We start from the raw sequence: 18969 nt of genomic DNA, 5'->3' as shown, positions 1-18969 counted from the left end.
TCCGGTGACGTTTTATGGCGGGCCATCAGGCCCGCGGTCTCTCAGTTTAATCGGCGTTCAGCTCGGGAAAGCGCTCCGGGTGCTGCTCCAGTTCAGTCAGCACTTTGCTGACCGCACCGTGGCTCATGCCAAAGCGGCGGACGCCAAGCTGGTAAAGCGCGCGCACCGTTTCCAGATCGCGAATGCCTCCTGCGCCTTTGATATCGATTCGGCCTTTAAGCTGGTCGGCAATGATGCTGACTTTCTCCACCGTCGCGCCGGTCGGCGCCCAGCCGGTGGAGGTTTTGACCCACTTCATCCCCACCTCTACGGCGATATCGCACACGCGGCGAATCTGCTCCTCATTGAGATAGTGCGTTTCGAGGATCACCTTCGCCGGTACCGGCGCGGCGGCGTCCACCACGCGGCGTAAATCCTCGCGCACATAGTCATAATCGCCGGATAACACTTTGCCGATGTTCACCACCATATCGACTTCGCGGGCGCCATCGGCAATCAGCTGCCGCACTTCCTGAACCTTGGTATCAGTAGCATGCCCGCCGCCGGGAAAGCCGACCGGCCCGCCAATCATCACCTCTCCCGTTCCCTGCTGCGGCAGCAACGTACTGAGAAAACGCGTCCAGCAGGGCAGCACATGGACGGAAATAATGTTGTATCGGGTAGCCAGCTCGGCGCAGGCGCGAACGTCCGCTTCGGTACTGGTGGCCTGGACTGCGCTCAGGTCGACTAAACGCGCAAAACGACGGGTTGTTTCATTCATGGTTTCATCCTGCTCTTTGTTTTTAGTTGCTTTCATTTAATGCTGTTAATCGGCTTAAATCCATTTAAAAACGCATTAAATGAAAATAACGTGATCAAATTAGCATTTTTTTATTTTCATTTGTTTTTAATTAGCAGACGAAAAATGAGCGAAGCTCTTGCTGAACGGGCGTAAATGGGCATAAACGGGCACAACCGCAATATTGCATTTATTTTTGTTTGTTTTTGTTTGTGACCGGATAACGAGCGAGGTAGCGGAAACGGGTGCCGGGAGGGAGGTTGAAATGCGTTTCCTGTCACACTCTCCGGCGACGAAAAGATCGCCTTCAGAGGATATTCCCGCGCTCTCAACGCCCCGCGCAAGGGAAAGGTAATCTGATTATGTACTTCAGGAGAGAGCTATGTTGCCGCTGGAACGTCACCGTTTGATTGTCGAACTGCTGGGCCAACACGGCGTAATGCGGGTCAATGAGATCGCGCAAGCGACCCAGGTTTCCAGGGAAACGATTCGCCGCGATCTGAGCGCGCTGGAACGGAAAGGGATCTTAAATCGGAGCCATGGAGGAGCGCTGGCGGCGGAGAACCCGCTGCCGGCAATCCGGGCGGCGTCGCCCGCTCTGCCGGTCGAAGATAGCCAGGGAAGCTTTCAGCAGAGAACGCTACTGCACAGCGAAGGAAAAATGCGCGTTGCCCGCAAAGCGCTGCAGTTTCTGCAGCCGGGACAGACCATCGTCCTGGACGGCAGCAGCACCAGCTGGTTTTTGGCCCGGCAGATGCCGGAGATGGCGCTAACGGTGATTACGCCCTCCATCCGCATCTTGCAAACGCTGATGAGCAGACGCTCGTTGCATCTCGTGGGACTGGGGGGCGATTTCTCCCCGACCGAGGAGTCGTTCTTCGGTGAAACCGCCTCACGAACGCTGCGGGAGTACGCCGTCGATACGCTCTTTTTCTCCTGCCAGGGACTGGAGCGCGATAGCGGCTTATATGCGGGTACGGAAGCCCACGCCGCCCTGTTGAAACAGATGATGCTGGCCGCCCGTCAGACGGTGGCATTAGTCGATGGCAGCAAGCTGGGGCGAACGGGCGTCGCGCGGATCGGCGGGTTAGGCGAACTGGACTGTTTAATTACCGAAAAGTTTACCGATCCGCTGCTGGAAAAAGAGATGACCTGGCACAACGTCGGCTTACAAATCGCCTGAGTGCGCCGTCATGACGTGACGGCCAATACGCGCATTGTCGAAACGCTGCTTCACGCGGCAGGGCCAGACTTTGCCTGAAATCAGCCACTACCGGAATAAAAAGAGGCCTTATGCGTTATTACCTTTCTCCTTCGCTCATGTGCATGGACATGATGCAAGTGACCGAACAGCTGCGCTTTTTAAATAGCAAAGCCGACAGGCTGCACGTCGACGTGATGGACGGGCACTACGTTAAAAATCTGGCGCTATCAGCCAGCTTTGTCGCGCAGATTCGTCCTTACACGTCGCTGCCGATCGACGTCCATTTGATGGTTGAGGAACCTGCGGCATTTATCCCGGCGCTGATAGAAGCCGGAGCAGACGCCATTTCACTGCATCCGGAAACCATTTGCCGGGAAGCCTTTCGCATCATCAATTCCATCCGCCAGGCGGGTAAAGCGGTGGGCATGGTGCTCAATCCCGCCACGCCGGTTGAGAGCATGCAGCACTATCTGCATCTGCTCGATAAGGTCACGGTGATGACCGTCGATCCGGGCTATGCCGGTCAGCCGTTTATTCCCGAAATGACCGCCAAAATCGTGCAGCTTCATCAGCTAAAAGAGACCCGCGACCTCCACTTCTTGCTGGAAGTCGACGGCTCATGCAACCGCACCACCTACCGTGAGCTGCTGGGCGCCGGGGCGCAGGTATTAGTGATGGGCAGCAGCGGCTTATTCCGCCCGGATATGCCGCTCGAGCAGGCCTGGGAAAAAATGTCCCGGGAACTGTCCGCCGCGCTGCACTCCCCCGAGTGCGTATAAAGGAGCGAATGATGTCAGGAAAAGTCTGCGTTTTTGGTTCATTCAATTTCGACATGGTGGCCAGAGTGGAACGCTTTCCCGTCCCGGGCGAGTCGTTAGTGGCCTGCGGGAGCATGACCAGCGCCGGCGGAAAAGGGGCGAACCAGGCCACCGCCGCGCTAAAAGCGGGAGCGAATGTCCACTATATCGGCAAGATTGGTAATGATACGTTCGGCCATTTTGCCCGCCGCCATCTAAAAGGCGTGGGGTTTAACGCCGTAACGCTGCTGGTCGCCGAAGATGTCCCCACCGGCAATGCGCTGATTTATGTGGCCGGCAACGATGCCGAAAACATGATCGCCGTCGACCCCGGCGCGAATATGACGGTTAGCGATGATGAAATCGCCAGCTGCGTCCCCGCTATCGGCTGCGCGGATGTGGTTCTGGTTCAGCTGGAAAACAATCTTTCCGCCATTGAACAGGTCGTTGACGCCGCGAAAGCAGCCGGGGCCTTCGTGGTGCTCAATCCCGCCCCCTGGCAGCCCGTTGAGCGCGCCTTTCTAAGCAAAGTGGATCTGCTCACGCCGAACGCGACGGAGGCCGGGCTAATGACCGGGCGCCGGGTTGACAGTCTGGCGGCCGCGGCCGAGGCCGCCGATATGCTCCATGCTCAGGGCGCGCGCAATGTCATTATCACCCTTGGCGCAAAGGGCGCCCTGTTGAGCGAGCAGGGCGTGAAATCCCCTATCCCGTGCTTTCCTTCTCATCCCCGCGATACCACCGGCGCGGGCGATGCCTTTAACGGCGCGCTGGCGGCGCGTCTGGCCTGCGGCGAGCCGCTGCATACCGCGGCCCGATTCGCGGCGGCCTATGCCGCCGTCAGCGTCGAAAAGCAGGGCGCATCATCTTTACCGGATTACCAGGAGGCACGAGAACGGCTTTTGCGTGCCGCCTCTGATTATCAAATGGCATAAACCCTACTGTATAAAAACCATTAAGAGGATAGCTCAATGAGTACGCTAATAACGGATAAGGTCGATAAAGCGGCGGTCCACCATGAAAAACTGGACACCAGCGCGTATTTACCGCACACCCCCTGGCTGCAATTTTTACTGGTCTGTTGCCTGTTTGCTCTATGGGGCATGGCGGGTAACCTGAATGATATTTTGATCGCCCAGTTTAAAAAGGGCTTCGATTTAACGGATACCCAGACGGCGCTGGTGCAGTCGATTTTTTTCCTCGGCTATTTTTTTGTCGCCCTGCCTGCGGCGGCACTGATTAAGCGCTATTCCTATAAAGCGGCGATTATTATTGGGCTGTGCCTGTACGCCCTCGGCTGTTTCCTGTTCGTTCCGGCCGCGCAGATCATGACCTACGGCGCGTTCCTCGCCTGCCTGGGGGTGATCGCCTGCGGACTCTCTTTTCTGGAAACGTCGGCAAACACCTACTCAAGCCTGCTGGGCCCGATTCAATCGTCCACCCAACGCATTAACTTTTCGCAGATCTTCAACTCGCTGGGCGTGATTTCCGGCGTGCTGATTGGCCAGGTGATGGTCTTTGGCGAAAACGATCCGAGCCATGAACAGCTGCTGGCGATGCCCGCCGCCGCCGCGGACGCCGCGCGCCATCAGATGGTCGGCCAGGTGGTCGGGCCCTATCTGATTATCGGCTCCGTGCTGGTAGTACTGGCGCTGGTGTTCGTGTTTATTAAATTCCCGTCGTGCAAGGGCACGCCGTCTCAACAGCAGCAGATCCCGACAGAGAGCATGGGACCTACGCTGAAACGCCTGTTTGCTATCCCGCGCTTTCGCCTCGGGATCATGTCGCAGTTTTTGTACGTCGGCGCCCAGGTTGGCGTATGGAGCTTCACGATTCGCTTTGTGCAGCTCGTGCAGCAGGGCACCAGCGAGCACTCCGCGACTTACTGGCTGCTGGCTTCTCTGGTGATTTACGCCGTGGGTAAAACCGTGGCCACCTGGTTGATGAACCGCCTGAATCCGGCGCTGCTGCTCGGCACCTTTGCCCTGGCCGCCACTGTCCTTTTATTGGTCGCCGTGTTCAGCAGTTCAATGCTGGCGGTCTATGCACTCATTCTGGTCAGCTTCTGTATGGCGCCATGCTGGCCGACTAACTTTGGCCTGGTCATTAAAGGCATGGGGAAAGATACCCAGACCGCGGGCTCGATCGTGGTGATGTCGATTATCGGCGGGGCCGTTATTCCGCTGGTGATGGGCATTATCTCGGATATGAACGGCGGCAATATGCAAATCGCCTTTATCGCCCCGCTCCTGTGCTTTGTATATGTCGCTTTCTACGGTTTCTGGTGCGTGCGTAAGGGGGTATAAAATGCGTGAACTGGTTAATAAAATTGCTCATATCGGCTATCAGGTCAGCGACTTAACGCGTTCGCTGGCCTTCTATGAACCGCTGGGCTTTCAGCGCCAGCAGCGGTTTAGCAAACCTTCGCCGCAGGGCGCCATTGAAGTCGCTTTCCTTGAAATGGGGGGCGCCGTTCTTGAGCTGTACCAGCTGCCCACAGGAACGCCTTTTGACGCTCCTCGCTGCGGTATCGATCATCTGGCGCTGGAAGTTAGCGACCTGAATGCGGTGCAGCGGCGGCTGGCGGCGCTCGGTTATCCGCTCGATGAAGGGCCGATTGAGGAAGAAAATGTGCGCTTCCTGCTTATTCGCGGCCCCGACGGCGAACGGCTCGAGTTTGATGCCTTTAAGCGCTAAGCGGCCGGCCTGATTCCCTTCTCCCTTTTAGGCCCGGTTAATACGGGTCTAAAAGCGGGCTTCCTCTGGCTTTACAAAAACCGGGGTAATTCGAGGATTTCTCTCCCCTACCCAGCCTCTCCTGCCTATTGTGCAATGTTACAAAATTGCTTCTGTTTTGTTGATTTTCTATTGTGAGCCATTCGGCAATTTCCTCTCCTGAATTTCCCCAGACTACATCCAGTCAATACGCGATATCAGGAGAGACAAATGAGCAGCACCTCCGCCGACTTCCAGAATCTTTACCAGGCCCTGAGCCGCAGCGCCACCCGCAGCCCGGATGCGCTGGCGCTGGCGTTTGAGGATCGGCGCTATCTGTACCGCGATTTTCACCTGCGGGTACAGCGAGCGATGGCGCAGCTTGACCAGGTCTGGTCGCTGCGCAAAGGCGATCGAATCCTGCTGGCCTGGGGGAATCATCCCGCTTTTTGCGAAGTCCTATTTGCCGCGCTGGGTCTGGGCATCGAAGTGGTCCCTTTCAGCACTAAGCTTAAGCAGGCCGAAAGCGAGGAGCTGGTGGGTCATATCGCCCCCCGGGCCGTGCTGTTCGATGCGACCGTGCAGGACTGGCTGAAACACACTCCCGACGCCCGCTGCATTTCGCTCAGCGAATGGCAGGCGCTCTCTCTTCCCGATCCGCTAACCCGTCTGCCGACCCCGGTTAACCGCGATGATACGGCGGTGATGATGTTTACCTCCGGTACCACCGGCGAGCCTAAAGGGGCGATTATCACGCACCACAACCTGCTCTGCGCGATTGACGCTTACACGCAAAAACTGCATCTTACCGCCGCGGATAGCACCATTCTGGCGGTGCCTATCTATCACATCACCGGCCTGTCGGCGCTGCTGGCGCTGTTTATTAGCCTTGGCGCGAGCATCTGGCTACAGCACCGGTTCAACGCCCCGCAGGTAATCAACACCCTGCGCGAGCAGAACATTACCTTTCTGCACGGCTCGCCAACCATTTTTATCCTGCTTTGCCAGGCTGCGCGCGAGCAGAGCGCCAGCCATCCAGGCGATTTCCCCGCGCTGCGCACGATTGCCTGCGGCGCGGGCCACCTGAGCGACGGACTGATCGCGGAGCTAAAAACCCTGTTCCCGCATACGGCGATTCAGCCGATCTACGGTCTCACCGAAACGACCTCACCCGCGACGATTTTTCCGGGCGACGTCTGGGGCAGCGCTAAATGCGGCAGTTCGGGCCAGGCGATCCCCGGTCTCGCCATTACGATCCGCAACGATCGCCAGCAGCCCCTCCCCGCCGGGCAAATCGGGCATATCTGGCTAAAAGGCGATGTGGTGATCCGCGAATACTGGCAGCACAGCGAACGACGCCCGAGCTGCGATGCGCAGGGCTGGTTTTGTACCGGCGATCTTGGCTATCTCGACGACGAAGGCTGGCTGTACATCAAAGACCGTAGCAAAGACATGATCAATCGCGGCGGAGAGAAGATCTACTCGCTGGAGCTGGAGAACATCCTCTCTACCTATCGGGGCGTGCGGGAAGTTGCCGTGATCCCGACCCCCAGCCCGGTCTATGGCGAAGAGCCGGTGGCGTTTATCGTGCCGGACGGTCAGCACCACCTGACCAGCGAAGAGATCCTCGGCTGGCTGAAGGTCAAAATCGCCCGCTTTAAGCTGCCGGCGCGCATTATTTTCACCCGCGTTTTACCGCGCACCCATAACGGAAAAGTGAGCAAACAGCAGCTTAAAACGCGCCTCGCGGAATCCATCATCACGCTATCAACGGAGGATAAAAAGTGAGCAACAAATTTATCAGCGCCCATCAAGCGGCGCAGCGGGTCGCCAGCGGAGACACCGTCTGTACCGTCGGGATGACGCTTATCGGCGCGGCGGAATCCATTTTAGGCGCCATCGAAGCGCGTTTTCTGAGCGGAGGCGAGCCGCGCGATTTGACGCTGCTGCATGCCGCAGGGCAAAGCGATCGCCAGCGCGGTATCCAGCACTTCGCCCATCCGGGTATGGTGACGCGCCTCATCGGTTCGCACTGGGGCCTGGCGCCGCGCTGGATGGCGATGATCAACAACAACGAAGTGGAAGCCTGGTGTCTGCCGCAGGGGCAGATCGTTCATCTCTATAGCGCGATGGCTGCCGGACTTACGGGGCGCCTTTCCCCCGTCGGGCTCGGTACCTTTGTCGATCCGCGCATGGAAGGCGGGCGGATGAACGCCCGCACCCGCGAACGGCCCGATCTGATCGAGCACGTGACGTTTCGCGGCGACGAGTATCTGTTCTACCCGGCCATTCCTCTGGACGTGGTCATTGTGCGCGGCACCCATGCTGATGAAGACGGCAACCTCACGACCGATGAAGAGGTGATGAAGCTGGAAGTTCTGCACGCGGTTCTCGCCGCCAGACGCTATGGGGCGAAGGTACTGGCGCAGGTGAAATATCGCGTGGCGAAAGGCTCGCTGCATCCGAAAAGCATCACCGTTCCCGGCAACCTGATCGACGCCATTGTGGTGTGCGAAGAGCCGCAGACGGATCACCGCCAGACCTCCAGCTGGGACTTCGATCCGGCGCTGTGCGGCGATATCCAGCTTCCCGCCGCGCAGAACGCGCCGCTGCCGCTCGACCTGCGCAAGCTCATCGGGCGGATTGCCTGCCGCTATCTGACGCCCGGCTGCGTCATCAATCTCGGCACCGGCATTCCCAACGACGTTATTGGCGCCATCATTCACGAAGAACGGCTCGGCGAGCAGGTCACCATCACCGTGGAGTCAGGGATCTACGGTGGGCAGCAGGCGGGCGGCGTTGATTTCGGCATCGGCCGTAATCTGAGCGCGATGATAAGCCACCAGGATCAAATGCTCTATTACAACGGCGCCGGGGTCGATATCACCTTTATGGGCGCCGGCGAGATGGACCCGCACGGCCACGTCAACGCCACGCGGCTCGGCGCCTCCTGCCCCGGCGCGGGTGGTTTTATCGATATCACCCAGAATGCCCGCCACGTCGTGTTCTGCTCCTCTTTTACCGCCAAAGGGCTGGAGATCGCCTGTGAACAAGGGGCGCTGCATATCCGTCGCGAAGGCGAGGTACGCAAATTCGTCGCCGGGGTTAATCAGATTTCTTACAACGGCGAGCTGGCACGCGCCAAAGGACAAACCATGCATTACGTCACCGAACGGGCGGTTTTCGAACTGCGCCCGGAGGGGCCGGTGCTGACGGAAATCGCCCCCGGTATCGATCTTGAGCGCGACATCCTGGCGCATATGGATTTTCGTCCGACGATCGCCACGGACCTTCAGGTTATGGACAGCCGCTTGTTCACCCCGCAGCCCTGCGGCCTCGCGGAACATCTGTCCCGGAATTCATCCTCTGACTCATAAGGAAATTAGCTATGAAACTTGCCAGTAAAACCGCCATTGTCACCGGCGCCGCTCGTGGTATCGGCTTTGGCATTGCCCAGGTGCTTGCGCGGGAAGGCGCGCGCGTGATCATCGCCGATCGCGACGCGCACGGCGAAGCCGCCGCCGCCTCCCTGCGCGAATCGGGCGCGCAGGCACTGTTTATCAGCTGCAATATCGGTGAAAAAGCGCAGGTCGAAGCGCTGTTTTCCCAGGCCGAAGAGGCGTTTGGCCCGGTGGATATTGTGGTGAATAACGCCGGAATTAACCGCGACGCCATGCTGCACAAACTCTCCGAAGCGGATTGGGACACGGTGATCGATGTCAATCTGAAGGGCACTTTTCTCTGTATGCAGCAGGCCGCCATCCGCATGCGCGAGCGCGGCGCGGGCCGCATTATCAATATCGCTTCCGCCAGCTGGCTTGGCAACGTCGGGCAAACCAACTATTCGGCGTCAAAAGCCGGCGTGGTGGGGATGACCAAAACCGCCTGCCGCGAACTGGCGAAGAAAGGCGTCACGGTTAACGCCATCTGCCCGGGCTTTATCGATACCGATATGACGCGCGGCGTCCCGGAAAACGTCTGGCAAATCATGATCAATAAGATACCCGCGGGCTACGCCGGGGAGGCGAAAGACGTTGGCGAGTGCGTGGCGTTTCTGGCATCCGACGGCGCACGCTATATCAACGGTGAAGTGATTAACGTCGGCGGCGGCATGGTGCTGTAAGGAGAAAAACGATGACACAGGCTAATGATATTGTGGTTGTCAGCGGCGTTCGTACCGCTATTGGCACCTTTAACGGCAGTCTTAAGCATACCCACCAGCATGACCTCGGGGCAGCGGTTATTCGCGAAGCGGTCAACCGCGCCGGGCTTGCGCCGCAGGATATCGACGAAACGATCGTCGGCAACGTCGGGCAAATCGCCGAAAGCGGCTTTATCGCCCGCATCTGCCAGCTACGGGCGGGGATCCCGCAGGAGAACACTGCCTATTCGGTTAACCGCCAGTGCGGATCCGGGCTCCAGGCCCTCGCGGACGGCATGATGCAGCTGCAAAGCGGCCAGGCCGAGGTGGTCGTCGCCTGCGGAACGGAAAATATGACCCAGCTCCCCTACTACCTGCGTAAAGCGCGCGATGGCTATCGCATGGGCCACGGCGAGCTGGAAGATGGGCTGATCTCCATTCTTACCTGGCCGGAAGGGCCTTATCACAACGGCATCACGGCGGAAAATGTCGCGCAACGCTTCGGTATCTCTCGCGAAGCGATGGACGATTTCGCCTGGGCAAGCCAGCAGAAAGCGCTGAAGGCGATCGCTGAGGATCGCTTCCGCGAGCAGATTCTGGCCCTTGAGGTGCCGGACGGCAAAAAATCGACCCGCCTGTTTGCGACCGATGAACACCCGCGCGACACCCCGCGTGAAAAGCTTGCCGCGCTACGCCCGGCATTTAAAGCCGACGGAGTGGTGACGGCGGCCAACTCCTCCGGCATTAACGACGGTGCGGCCGCGCTGGTGATGATGACCCGCCAGCAGGCGGAAAAACGCGGCCTCACCCCGCGCATGCGGATTCGCGGCTGGGCGGTTGCCGGCTGCGGCGCGGATATTATGGGGTTTGGCCCCTCTCCCGCTACCCGGCGTCTGATGGACCGTCTCAATATGGATGTCCACGCCATCGATTTAATTGAACTCAATGAGGCCTTCGCCGCCCAGGCGCTGGCGGTGATGAACGATCTGCATCTCGATCCGGCCCGCGTTAACGTCAACGGCGGCGCGATCGCCCTCGGCCACCCGGTGGGCGCCAGCGGTGCCATCCTGCCGGTCAAACTGATGTATGAAATGGCGCGCAGCGGCGCGCGCACCGGTCTGGTCACCATGTGCATCGGCGGCGGCCAGGGGATTTCTATGCTATTCGAGCGCGAAGGCGCTTAGGAAAAGACGGCCCGAAGTGGGGCTTCGGGCCGGGCGTCGTTCGGGTCAGCACCCGGCGACAACCTGTGAGCTGACGAACGGGATCGACGCGATCCCGGCAAGGCTTCTGACCACGAATACGGGGAAATAATAACCATGTCCGCAATAAATGAAAAGGCGGTAAACGGGACGCAGCTACAGCGCACCCATAAAAAGATCTACCGTCATTTGATGCCGCTGCTTATCGTGGCGTACATCATCAGCTTTATTGATCGTACCAATATTGGCATGGCGAAAGCGACCATGTCGGTGGATATCGGCCTTTCCGCAACCGCATTCGGCCTCGGGGCCGGGTTGTTTTTTCTCACCTACGCAGTGCTGGAGATCCCCAGCAACCTGTTTTTAACCCGGATTGGCGCGCGGCGCTGGATCGCCCGCATCATGATCACCTGGGGGATCATCTCCTGCGGCATGGCGTTTGTCACCGGGCCTACATCCTTTTACGTGATGCGCCTTTTGCTCGGCGCCGCCGAAGCGGGGCTGTATCCGGGCATTATTTACTACCTGACCCTCTGGTTTGGCCGCGAAGAGCGCGCTAAAGCCACCGGCCTGTTCCTGCTGGGGGTCTGTCTGGCCAATATTATCGGCGCGCCGCTGGGCGGATTGTTATTAAGCCTTGATGGAATGTCCGGCTGGCACGGCTGGCAGTGGATGTTCTTTATCGAAGGGCTGCCTGCGATAGCGCTGGCGTTCGTCGTCTGGCGCAGGCTGCCGGATAAACCCGCCGACGCCCGCTGGCTGGACAGCAACGACGTGCAGGCAATCACTGCGGTGCTGGAGAAAGAAGCCGAGGAGACGCGCCATACGCCGAGCCGTTTTTCCCTGAAAACCGCGCTCACCACCCGCGTATTTTTGTTGCTGGTGCTGATTTACTTTACCCATCAGTTTTCGGTTTACGGCCTGAGTTATTTCCTGCCAGGGATCATCGGTAGCTGGGGCCAACTGACGCCGCTACAGATCGGTCTACTGACCGCCATCCCGTGGATCGCCGCCGCCGCGGGCGGGATCCTGCTGCCACGTTTCGCCCGGACGGAACAGCGTTCGCGCAGCATGCTGATGGCCGGGTATCTGGTCATGGCGACCGGCATGGCGATTGGCGCAATTGCCGGCCACGGCGTGGCGCTGCTTGGCTTCTCGCTGGCCGCCTTCATGTTCTTCGCCATGCAATCCATCATCTTTAACTGGCTCCCCTCGATCATGAGCGGGCATATGCTGGCGGGCAGTTTCGGCCTGCTTAACTGCCTCGGACTGTGCGGCGGATTTCTCGGGCCGTTTATCCTCGGCGCGTTTGAGGACCGCACCGGCGCGGCGACGTCCGGCTTATGGTTCGCCGTCGCGCTACTGATCGTCGGCGCGCTGGCATCTCTATTGATTAAAAGTTCGTCATCCTCTACCCCCGCCTCGGCAAAACAGGCCCGCGGCGAAAACGCTTAATCAGGAGCGCCTTATGCGTATCGAAGTGTTACTGGATTTAAAAACCCGCCTCGGCGAGAGTCCTGTATGGGATGTCGAGCAGCAGCGTCTTTGGTGGGTAGATAGCCTCGACGGGCGCCTGTTCGCCTGTAATGCGCAGGGCAGCGCGATTAAGAGCTGGGACGTGCGGCAGAAAATTGGCTCTTTCGCCCTGCGCCAGAACGGCGAAGGCGCGGTGGTGGCGCTACAGAATGGCGTTCATCTGCTCGACTTCGCCAGCGGCGAGCTGGCGTTGCTGCACCAACCGGAAGCGGATCGGCCCTTTAACCGGCTCAACGACGGTAAAGTCGATCGTCAGGGACGCTTTCTGTTCGGGTCGATGGATATGCGCGAAGAGGAGCCAAGCGGCGCGCTATATCGCCTGGATACCGATCTGTCACTGCACGTGTTGAAGAAAAATATCATTGTCTCTAACGCCCCCTGCTGGAGCCCCTCCGGCGAAACGTTCTACTTTGCCGATACCTGGACAGGCGAGATCGGCGCCTGGAATTACAACACCGCGACCGGCGATCTCTCTGGCGAACGAGTCTTTTGCCACGTCGATCGCAGCGAAGGCGGCGCGGCGGATGGCGCCACCGTGGACAGCGAAGGCTATCTGTGGAACGCGCTGGTCTACGCGGGCAAGCTGGTGCGCTACACGCCGGAGGGCGAGGTCGATCGCATCATTGAGATGCCGGTGAAAAAAGTCACCAGCGTGATGTTCGGCGGCGAAAACCTCGACGTGCTGTACGTCACCTCAATGGCGCAACCGCCGCTACCGCGCTTCCCGGAAGATAATCAGCTACGCGGCAGCCTGTTCGCCATTTACGACCTGGGTGTGACCGGCGTAGCGGAACGGCGCTTTGCCGGTTAAGCGAATCTCCGGCTCGCCGCGATAACAATAATACCCGGCGAACCCACTCTGACCCTGATACCTGGCGGCGCGCGCCATGCTGTCGCGACGCCGCGGAGTAAACACGACTATGACAACAATCAATCACACACCTGCCGGCGAACAAGGCGCAAAAAAGCGGCTGATACATCGTTTCTCCTGGGTTTCGCTGCTGGTTTGCTGGCTAATCTGGGTGCTTAACGCCTACGACCGGGAGATGATCCTGCGCCTTGGCCCGGTCATCTCTAAGGAGTTCTCGCTCTCGCCGGAACAGTGGGGTAACGTCGTCGCGCTGATTATGGTTGCCCTGGCGGTGCTGGATATCCCCGGCGCCATCTGGAGCGATCGCTACGGTTCAGGCTGGAAGCGAGCGCGCTTTCAGGTACCGCTGGTGCTGGGCTATACCGCCCTCTCTTTTATTTCCGGGATTAAAGCGATCAGCCACGGACTGACGGCGTTTGTGCTGCTGCGCGTTGGCGTCAACCTCGGGGCCGGCTGGGGCGAGCCCGTCGGCGTCAGCAACACCGCGGAGTGGTGGCCGAAAGAGAAGCGCGGCTTCGCGCTGGGGGTACATCATACCGGCTACCCGATTGGCGCGCTGCTGAGCGGCGTGGTGGCAAGCCTCGTGCTTTCCGCATTTGGCGAAGGCAGCTGGCGCTACTGCTTCCTGCTGGCGCTGATCGTCGCCATACCGCTAATGATCTTCTGGGCGAAATATTCCACCGCCGATCGCATCAACACGCTTTATCAGCATATCGATAGCCAGGGGATGACGCGCCCGGCGACGCAGGAAAGCAGCCATGTTGCCAAAGGCGAAGGGATGAAGACCTTTTTACGCACCCTGCGCAACCGCAATATTTCGCTGACGGCGGGCAATACCCTACTGACGCAAATTGTCTATATGGGCATTAACGTTGTGCTGCCGCCGTACCTTTATCACGTCTCCGGCCTGTCGCTGGCGGCATCCGCCGGGCTAAGTATTATCTTCACGCTGACCGGTACCCTGGGACAGATAATCTGGCCCTGGCTGTCCGATAGCTTTGGCCGTAAACGTACCCTGATCGTCTGCGGTCTATGGATGAGTATCGGCATTGCGCTGTTCTATTTCGCCACCAATATGCCGCGTCTTATCGCCATTCAGCTATTTTTTGGCCTGGTGGCCAACGCCGTGTGGCCTATCTATTACGCAATGGCCTCGGACTCCGCCGAAGAACGCGCCACCTCTACCGCCAACGGAATTATCACCACGGCGATGTTTATCGGCGGCGGCATTTCGCCATTGCTTATGGGCTGGCTCATCCAGTTTGGCGGGGGATGGGAAAATCCGGCGGGTTATATCTACGCCTTCTTTACCATGGCGGGATGTGCGCTGCTGGGGATGTTGTTGCAGCTCATGACCACCGATAAAACGCCGCGCAAAGCGCATTAACGCAGGAGAACGCATGAAGATTGTTATCGCGCTGGATTCGTTTAAGGGCAGCTGTAGCGCGCAGGCCGCTTGCGCAGCGGTAGCACAGGGATTGCGCCGGGTTGACGCGGCGCTGGAGCTGGTCGAAATGCCCGTCTCGGACGGCGGTGAGGGATTGCTCTCGACCCTTGCGGAAAGTCCGCAGCTGAAGGGCGCGAGGTGGCAGCAGCAGCGCTGTACCTCGCCTTACGGTGTCTCCATGCAGGCCGCGTTTCTGATCCTGCCCGGCGAGCGGGCCATCATTGAGATGGCGCAAAGCTGTGGGCTGGAGCTTACGCCGAAAGCGCAGCGGGATGTGCGTCTGGCCAGCAGCTTTGGACTGGGCGAACAGGTAAGAGCGGCGCTGGATGCCGGTTGCCGGCGTCTGATTATCGGGCTGGGCGGCAGCGCGACCAACGATGGCGGCATCGGTTTTGCCCAGGCGCTTGGCGCACGGTTCTGGCGTAAGGACGGCACGCTGCTGCCGGTTCCCGCCGCGGGCCAGGATCTTGCGCATATCCAGCGCATCGATTTAAGCGAACTGGACCCACGTTTACGGCAAGCCGAAATTCAGGCCTCCTGCGACGTCACCAACCCTCTGCTTGGAACCGATGGCGCCACCTGGGTTTATGGCGCGCAGAAAGGGGCGGATGAGGCGGCGCTGAACGAGCTGGAGGCGGGTATGACGCACTACAGCCGGCAGCTTACGCAAACGCTCGGCTACGACGTCAGCGAAGTGCCCGGAGCCGGGGCCGCGGGCGGTATGGGAGCTGCGCTGATCGCCTATGCGGGCGGCACGCTGCGTCCGGGCATTGACCTGGTGCTGGAATTGCTAAACGCCGACCGCCATCTTAGCAATGCCGCGCTGACCATCGTCGGTGAAGGCTGGCTCGATCGTCAGAGCGCATTTGGTAAAGCCCCGGTGGGCGTAGCGGGCAAAGCCGCGCGCCATGGCGTACCGGTTGTGGCCCTTTGCGGAGGACGCGATGAGAGCAGTCGGCAATTATATCAACACCATATTGACGCGATGTGGTCTATCTGCCAGCGCCCTATGCCGCTGGCGGAGTCGATGAACACATGCGAACAGCTCCTCGCCGACGCAGCGGAGAATGTTCTACGAACCTTTCTGAGCGGACGGCGCGGAGAGGCACATAAGCGGATAACTGTATGATTATTACGACGGCGCTGGCTAATGAAATTGTCGCCCGGGCAATGGCGATAATTCATCATAACGTGAACGTGATTGACCATCATGGACAGATTATTGCCTCAGGTGAACGTCATCGTATCGGCGAACAGCATGAAATCGCTCGCGAGGTGATACGCACCGGTAAACGCATTTGTATTAATAACACCGTGGAAGCGGCGCGTTTTCAGAATGTGCATCCCGGGATTAATCACCCCATTATGTATGACGATCGTGTGGTGATGGTAGTGGGCATCAGCGGCGATCCTGCGGCGATCAGCCGCTATGCTGAACTGGCGGTGCTCACCGCCGAACTACTGGTCCGCCAGGCCATAGAGATGCGGGAAACTAACTGGCGACAGCGTCTGCGCGACACTCTGTTTTGTCAGTATCTTGAGCAGGGAGCCGCGCCCGCCGGACAGGAAGCGCTTCATCGCCTGGTGGAGCTCGGCTTCAGTTTTAATGCGCCGCTGATGCCGGTTGTGGTGACCGTGCAGGTCGAACAGCACCAGCTAAGCGAAGTACTGAGTACGCTGCTGCGGGAATTCTCGCAGCTGTCCGGGGTAAGGGACGTCATTTTGCTGGGCAGCAATGAAATACTTATCCTCAATACGCTATGCGACCCCCAGGAGACGATGCTGCGGGGCATCGAGTTTGTTCTCAGCAATCAGATCAGCCATTACCATATCGGGATTGGCGTGCAGGCGGACAACGCCCCGGATATTCGCGAGGCCATCCGATTCGCCAGGTCGGTGATTGAGGTGGGGAGCAAAGTGCAGCCGCAGCGACAAATCTACTACTTTCGCGAGATGGCGATGCTCTGCCTGTTCCGGGTGCTGGAGGACAGCTATATGGTGAATTTTTTTATCAATAACGTACGCCAGCTGCTTGAGCATGATTCCGGCGAAGTGCTGCTGGATACCCTGAGCAGCTTTATAGCCAATAACGCCGAACCGGGCAAAACGTCGCTGCTGTTGGGGATTCATCGTAATACGCTCACCTACCGGCTGCAGCAGATTAAAAAGCATATTCAGCTCGATCCGATGGTCTTCACCGACCTGACGCAGCTGGCGGTGTCGGTACACTGCTATCGTCGGCAGAACCCGCGCCAGAGCGAATGGATTGATACCTTAAGCTAAAGAGCGGCGGGTGCTCTCGCCCGCCCTGCAGGGAAATACGCCTTAGCCATGTGCTCCGGCCATGTCCGGGAGGAGACGGCCCGAACGTTACAGGTCGCGGCGTATCACTCTGAGACCGACGTTTATCAAAATAATAGCGCGCCCGGCATTTTTATCGCGAGAGGGGCGCCCGTCGCCGGTGGCGGGCTTTTCGCCTCAGCCGTTCGGCGAAGCTTGCTCGCTTCAGTCGCCATTTCTGTACATATTTTAATCAAATGGCATCTTTCTTGCCTTTTATCTACGTTCCCCGACGGCGGCATTCGTCGGCCAATATAGACAAAAAGGACAGGAAAATGGCGCAAATGAATGAAAACATCGCGACCGCACCGGTCTCTCCCTTACGCGATTTTTTCGCGAAACCCCGTATCATCGCCAGGCCCGGCTTTAACCGCTGGCTGGTGCCACCGGCCGCGCTGGCGGTTCATCTCTGCATAGGTATGGCCTATGGGTTTTCCGTTTACTGGCTGCCAATGTCGCAGTTAATAGGAGGAAGCACGTCCTTGCAATGCCCCGTCAATATGTCGTTCTGGCAGCAGCTGTTTACCCGCGATTGCGACTGGAAAATCTCCATGCTCGGCTGGACCTATACGCTGTTTTTTGTTTTTCTCGGCTGTTCGGCGGCGCTGTGGGGCAGTTGGCTGGAGAAGGTTGGACCGCGGCTGGTGAGCTTTATTGCCACCTTGTGCTGGTGCGGCGGCCTGCTGCTATCCAGCGCCGCTATCTATTTCCATCAGCTATGGTTGCTGTGGCTGGGGGCCGGGGTCATCGGCGGAATCGGTCTCGGACTGGGCTATATTTCACCGGTTTCGACGCTGTTGCGCTGGTTCCCTGACAAGCGCGGAATGGCGGCAGGGATGGCGATTATGGGTTTTGGCGGGGGAGCGCTGGTGGGCGCGCCGCTGGCAAACGGTCTGATGAATTACTTTGCCGGTCCGGCCGGCAACGGGGTATGGCAAAGCATTCTGGCGCTGGCGGCGATTTATGCCCTATTTATGCTTGCCGGTACCTTTGGCTATCGCCTGCCGCCCATGGGCTGGCATCCTTCGGGTGAGAAGGCGCAAAAAACGATCCGCAATAATCCCACCATCCAGGTGCACGTCCGCGTTGCCTGCCGCACTCCGCAGTTCTGGCTGCTGTGGATGGTGCTATGGCTCAACGTCACCGCGGGAATCGGTATTCTCGGTATGGCCTCGCCGATGCTGCAGGAGATCTTTGCCGGTAAACTGCTGTCGCTCGATCTCAGCTGGCATGAGCTGAATGGCGAGCAGCTGAAACGCATTGCTACCATGGCCGCAGGATTTACCGGCCTGCTCAGCCTGTTTAACATCCTGGGACGTTTTTTCTGGGCATCGGTGTCGGACCTGTGCGGGCGCAAAATGACCTTTGCGATTATTTTCTGCCTGGGCGCCGTGCTGTACGGGACGTTGCCGCTGGTGAATCACGGCGGCTATATCGCGCTGTATGTCTGCGCGATGTGCATTATCATTTCGATGTACGGCGGAGGCTTTGCCAGTATTCCCGCCTATCTGGCCGACGTCTTTGGTTCACAAATGGTGGGCGCGATTCACGGGCGCTTGTTAACCGCCTGGTCGGCGGCAGGGATCAGCGGCCCGGTGCTGGTGAACTATCTGCGCGAGTATCAGCTGACGCACGGGGTTCCGCCCGAGCGCGTCTATGATATTACGCTGATGGTCCTGACCGGCCTGCTGGTAATGGGTTTTATCTGTAATCAGCTGGTGCGTCCGCTGACGGAAGAGCATGCGATGACCGCGGAACAGCAGCAGCAGGCGAAAGGTCTGTATACCATCAATAAGGATGCCCAGCTCACGTGGGAGGCCCGTCCGTCCACGCTGCTGTTAACCGTAAGCTGGTTAGCGGTGAGCGTGCCGCTGTTATGGGGAGTCGGCACCACCCTCCAGCAGGCCGTGAAGTTCTTTATGTAGGTTCTTGCCGCCG

At 58.9% G+C, this 18969-nt stretch carries 16 protein-coding genes; 15 read left to right on the top strand and 1 reads right to left on the bottom strand.

Annotated features, from left to right (window positions below; all coding sequences use genetic code 11):
- Positions 1–46 precede the first annotated feature (46 nt).
- Positions 47–796: a deoxyribose-phosphate aldolase gene (gene deoC / locus EGY08_RS20190; RefSeq protein WP_087828519.1), complete on the bottom strand. Its 750-nt coding sequence runs from the start codon at positions 794–796 to the stop codon at positions 47–49.
- A 364-nt stretch (positions 797–1160) separates the two neighbouring features.
- Here deoC and EGY08_RS20185 point away from each other — a divergent pair, with 364 nt between their 5' ends.
- The 15 genes from EGY08_RS20185 to EGY08_RS20115 all read left to right on the top strand — a co-directional run bounded on the left by EGY08_RS20185 (position 1161) and on the right by EGY08_RS20115 (position 18956).
- Positions 1161–1961, top strand: a complete 801-nt coding sequence (locus EGY08_RS20185; protein ID WP_004124815.1) for a DeoR/GlpR family DNA-binding transcription regulator — start codon at positions 1161–1163, stop codon at positions 1959–1961.
- A 110-nt stretch (positions 1962–2071) separates the two neighbouring features.
- The gene (alsE, locus tag EGY08_RS20180; protein ID WP_004124818.1) at positions 2072–2761 is read left to right on the top strand and encodes a D-allulose 6-phosphate 3-epimerase; all 690 of its coding nucleotides are present in this window, start codon (positions 2072–2074) and stop codon (positions 2759–2761) included.
- An 11-nt stretch (positions 2762–2772) separates the two neighbouring features.
- The gene (locus EGY08_RS20175) at positions 2773–3714 is read left to right on the top strand and encodes a ribokinase (protein WP_004124820.1); all 942 of its coding nucleotides are present in this window, start codon (positions 2773–2775) and stop codon (positions 3712–3714) included.
- Positions 3715–3750: 36 nt separating this feature from the next.
- Complete coding sequence (gene fucP / locus EGY08_RS20170) at positions 3751–5085, top strand: L-fucose:H+ symporter permease (RefSeq protein ID WP_123828843.1); 1335 nt, start codon at positions 3751–3753, stop codon at positions 5083–5085.
- A gap of 1 nt (position 5086) precedes the next feature.
- Positions 5087–5476 carry a VOC family protein gene (locus EGY08_RS20165; RefSeq protein WP_004124827.1) on the top strand — a complete coding sequence of 130 codons (390 nt, stop codon included), beginning with the start codon at positions 5087–5089 and terminating at the stop codon, positions 5474–5476.
- 249 nt (positions 5477–5725) lie between these two features.
- A complete protein-coding gene (locus tag EGY08_RS20160; RefSeq protein ID WP_004124830.1) occupies positions 5726–7282 on the top strand; it encodes a class I adenylate-forming enzyme family protein in 1557 nt (518 codons plus the stop codon).
- Positions 7279–8871, top strand: a complete 1593-nt coding sequence (locus tag EGY08_RS20155) for an acyl CoA:acetate/3-ketoacid CoA transferase (protein ID WP_123828842.1) — start codon at positions 7279–7281, stop codon at positions 8869–8871. The genes EGY08_RS20160 and EGY08_RS20155 overlap by 4 nt, the downstream gene beginning before the upstream one ends.
- Before the next feature lie 11 nt (positions 8872–8882).
- The gene (fabG, locus tag EGY08_RS20150; RefSeq protein ID WP_032720110.1) at positions 8883–9617 is read left to right on the top strand and encodes a 3-oxoacyl-ACP reductase FabG; all 735 of its coding nucleotides are present in this window, start codon (positions 8883–8885) and stop codon (positions 9615–9617) included.
- Positions 9618–9628: 11 nt separating this feature from the next.
- Complete coding sequence (locus EGY08_RS20145) at positions 9629–10819, top strand: thiolase family protein (RefSeq protein WP_004124840.1); 1191 nt, start codon at positions 9629–9631, stop codon at positions 10817–10819.
- 135 nt (positions 10820–10954) lie between these two features.
- A complete protein-coding gene (locus EGY08_RS20140; protein WP_004124842.1) occupies positions 10955–12292 on the top strand; it encodes an MFS transporter in 1338 nt (445 codons plus the stop codon).
- Positions 12293–12305: 13 nt separating this feature from the next.
- Positions 12306–13184, top strand: a complete 879-nt coding sequence (locus EGY08_RS20135; protein WP_123828841.1) for an SMP-30/gluconolactonase/LRE family protein — start codon at positions 12306–12308, stop codon at positions 13182–13184.
- A 76-nt stretch (positions 13185–13260) separates the two neighbouring features.
- Positions 13261–14631, top strand: coding sequence for an MFS transporter (locus tag EGY08_RS20130; RefSeq protein WP_162557762.1), 1371 nt, complete (start codon positions 13261–13263; stop codon positions 14629–14631).
- Between the two features lie 13 nt (positions 14632–14644).
- Positions 14645–15820, top strand: coding sequence for a glycerate kinase (locus tag EGY08_RS20125; RefSeq protein ID WP_004124858.1), 1176 nt, complete (start codon positions 14645–14647; stop codon positions 15818–15820).
- Positions 15817–16974 carry a CdaR family transcriptional regulator gene (locus tag EGY08_RS20120; RefSeq protein WP_004124860.1) on the top strand — a complete coding sequence of 386 codons (1158 nt, stop codon included), beginning with the start codon at positions 15817–15819 and terminating at the stop codon, positions 16972–16974. Before EGY08_RS20125 ends, EGY08_RS20120 begins: the two co-directional genes overlap by 4 nt.
- A gap of 332 nt (positions 16975–17306) precedes the next feature.
- Entirely contained in the window at positions 17307–18956 is a 1650-nt protein-coding gene (locus EGY08_RS20115; protein WP_004124862.1) for an OFA family MFS transporter, read from the top strand.
- The last annotated feature ends 13 nt before the right edge of the window (positions 18957–18969 follow it).

The sequence above is a fragment of the Klebsiella sp. FDAARGOS_511 genome (assembly GCF_003812845.1).
GTDB lineage: Bacteria > Pseudomonadota > Gammaproteobacteria > Enterobacterales > Enterobacteriaceae > Klebsiella > Klebsiella grimontii.
This window is presented reverse-complemented; position numbering and strand designations above follow the sequence as displayed.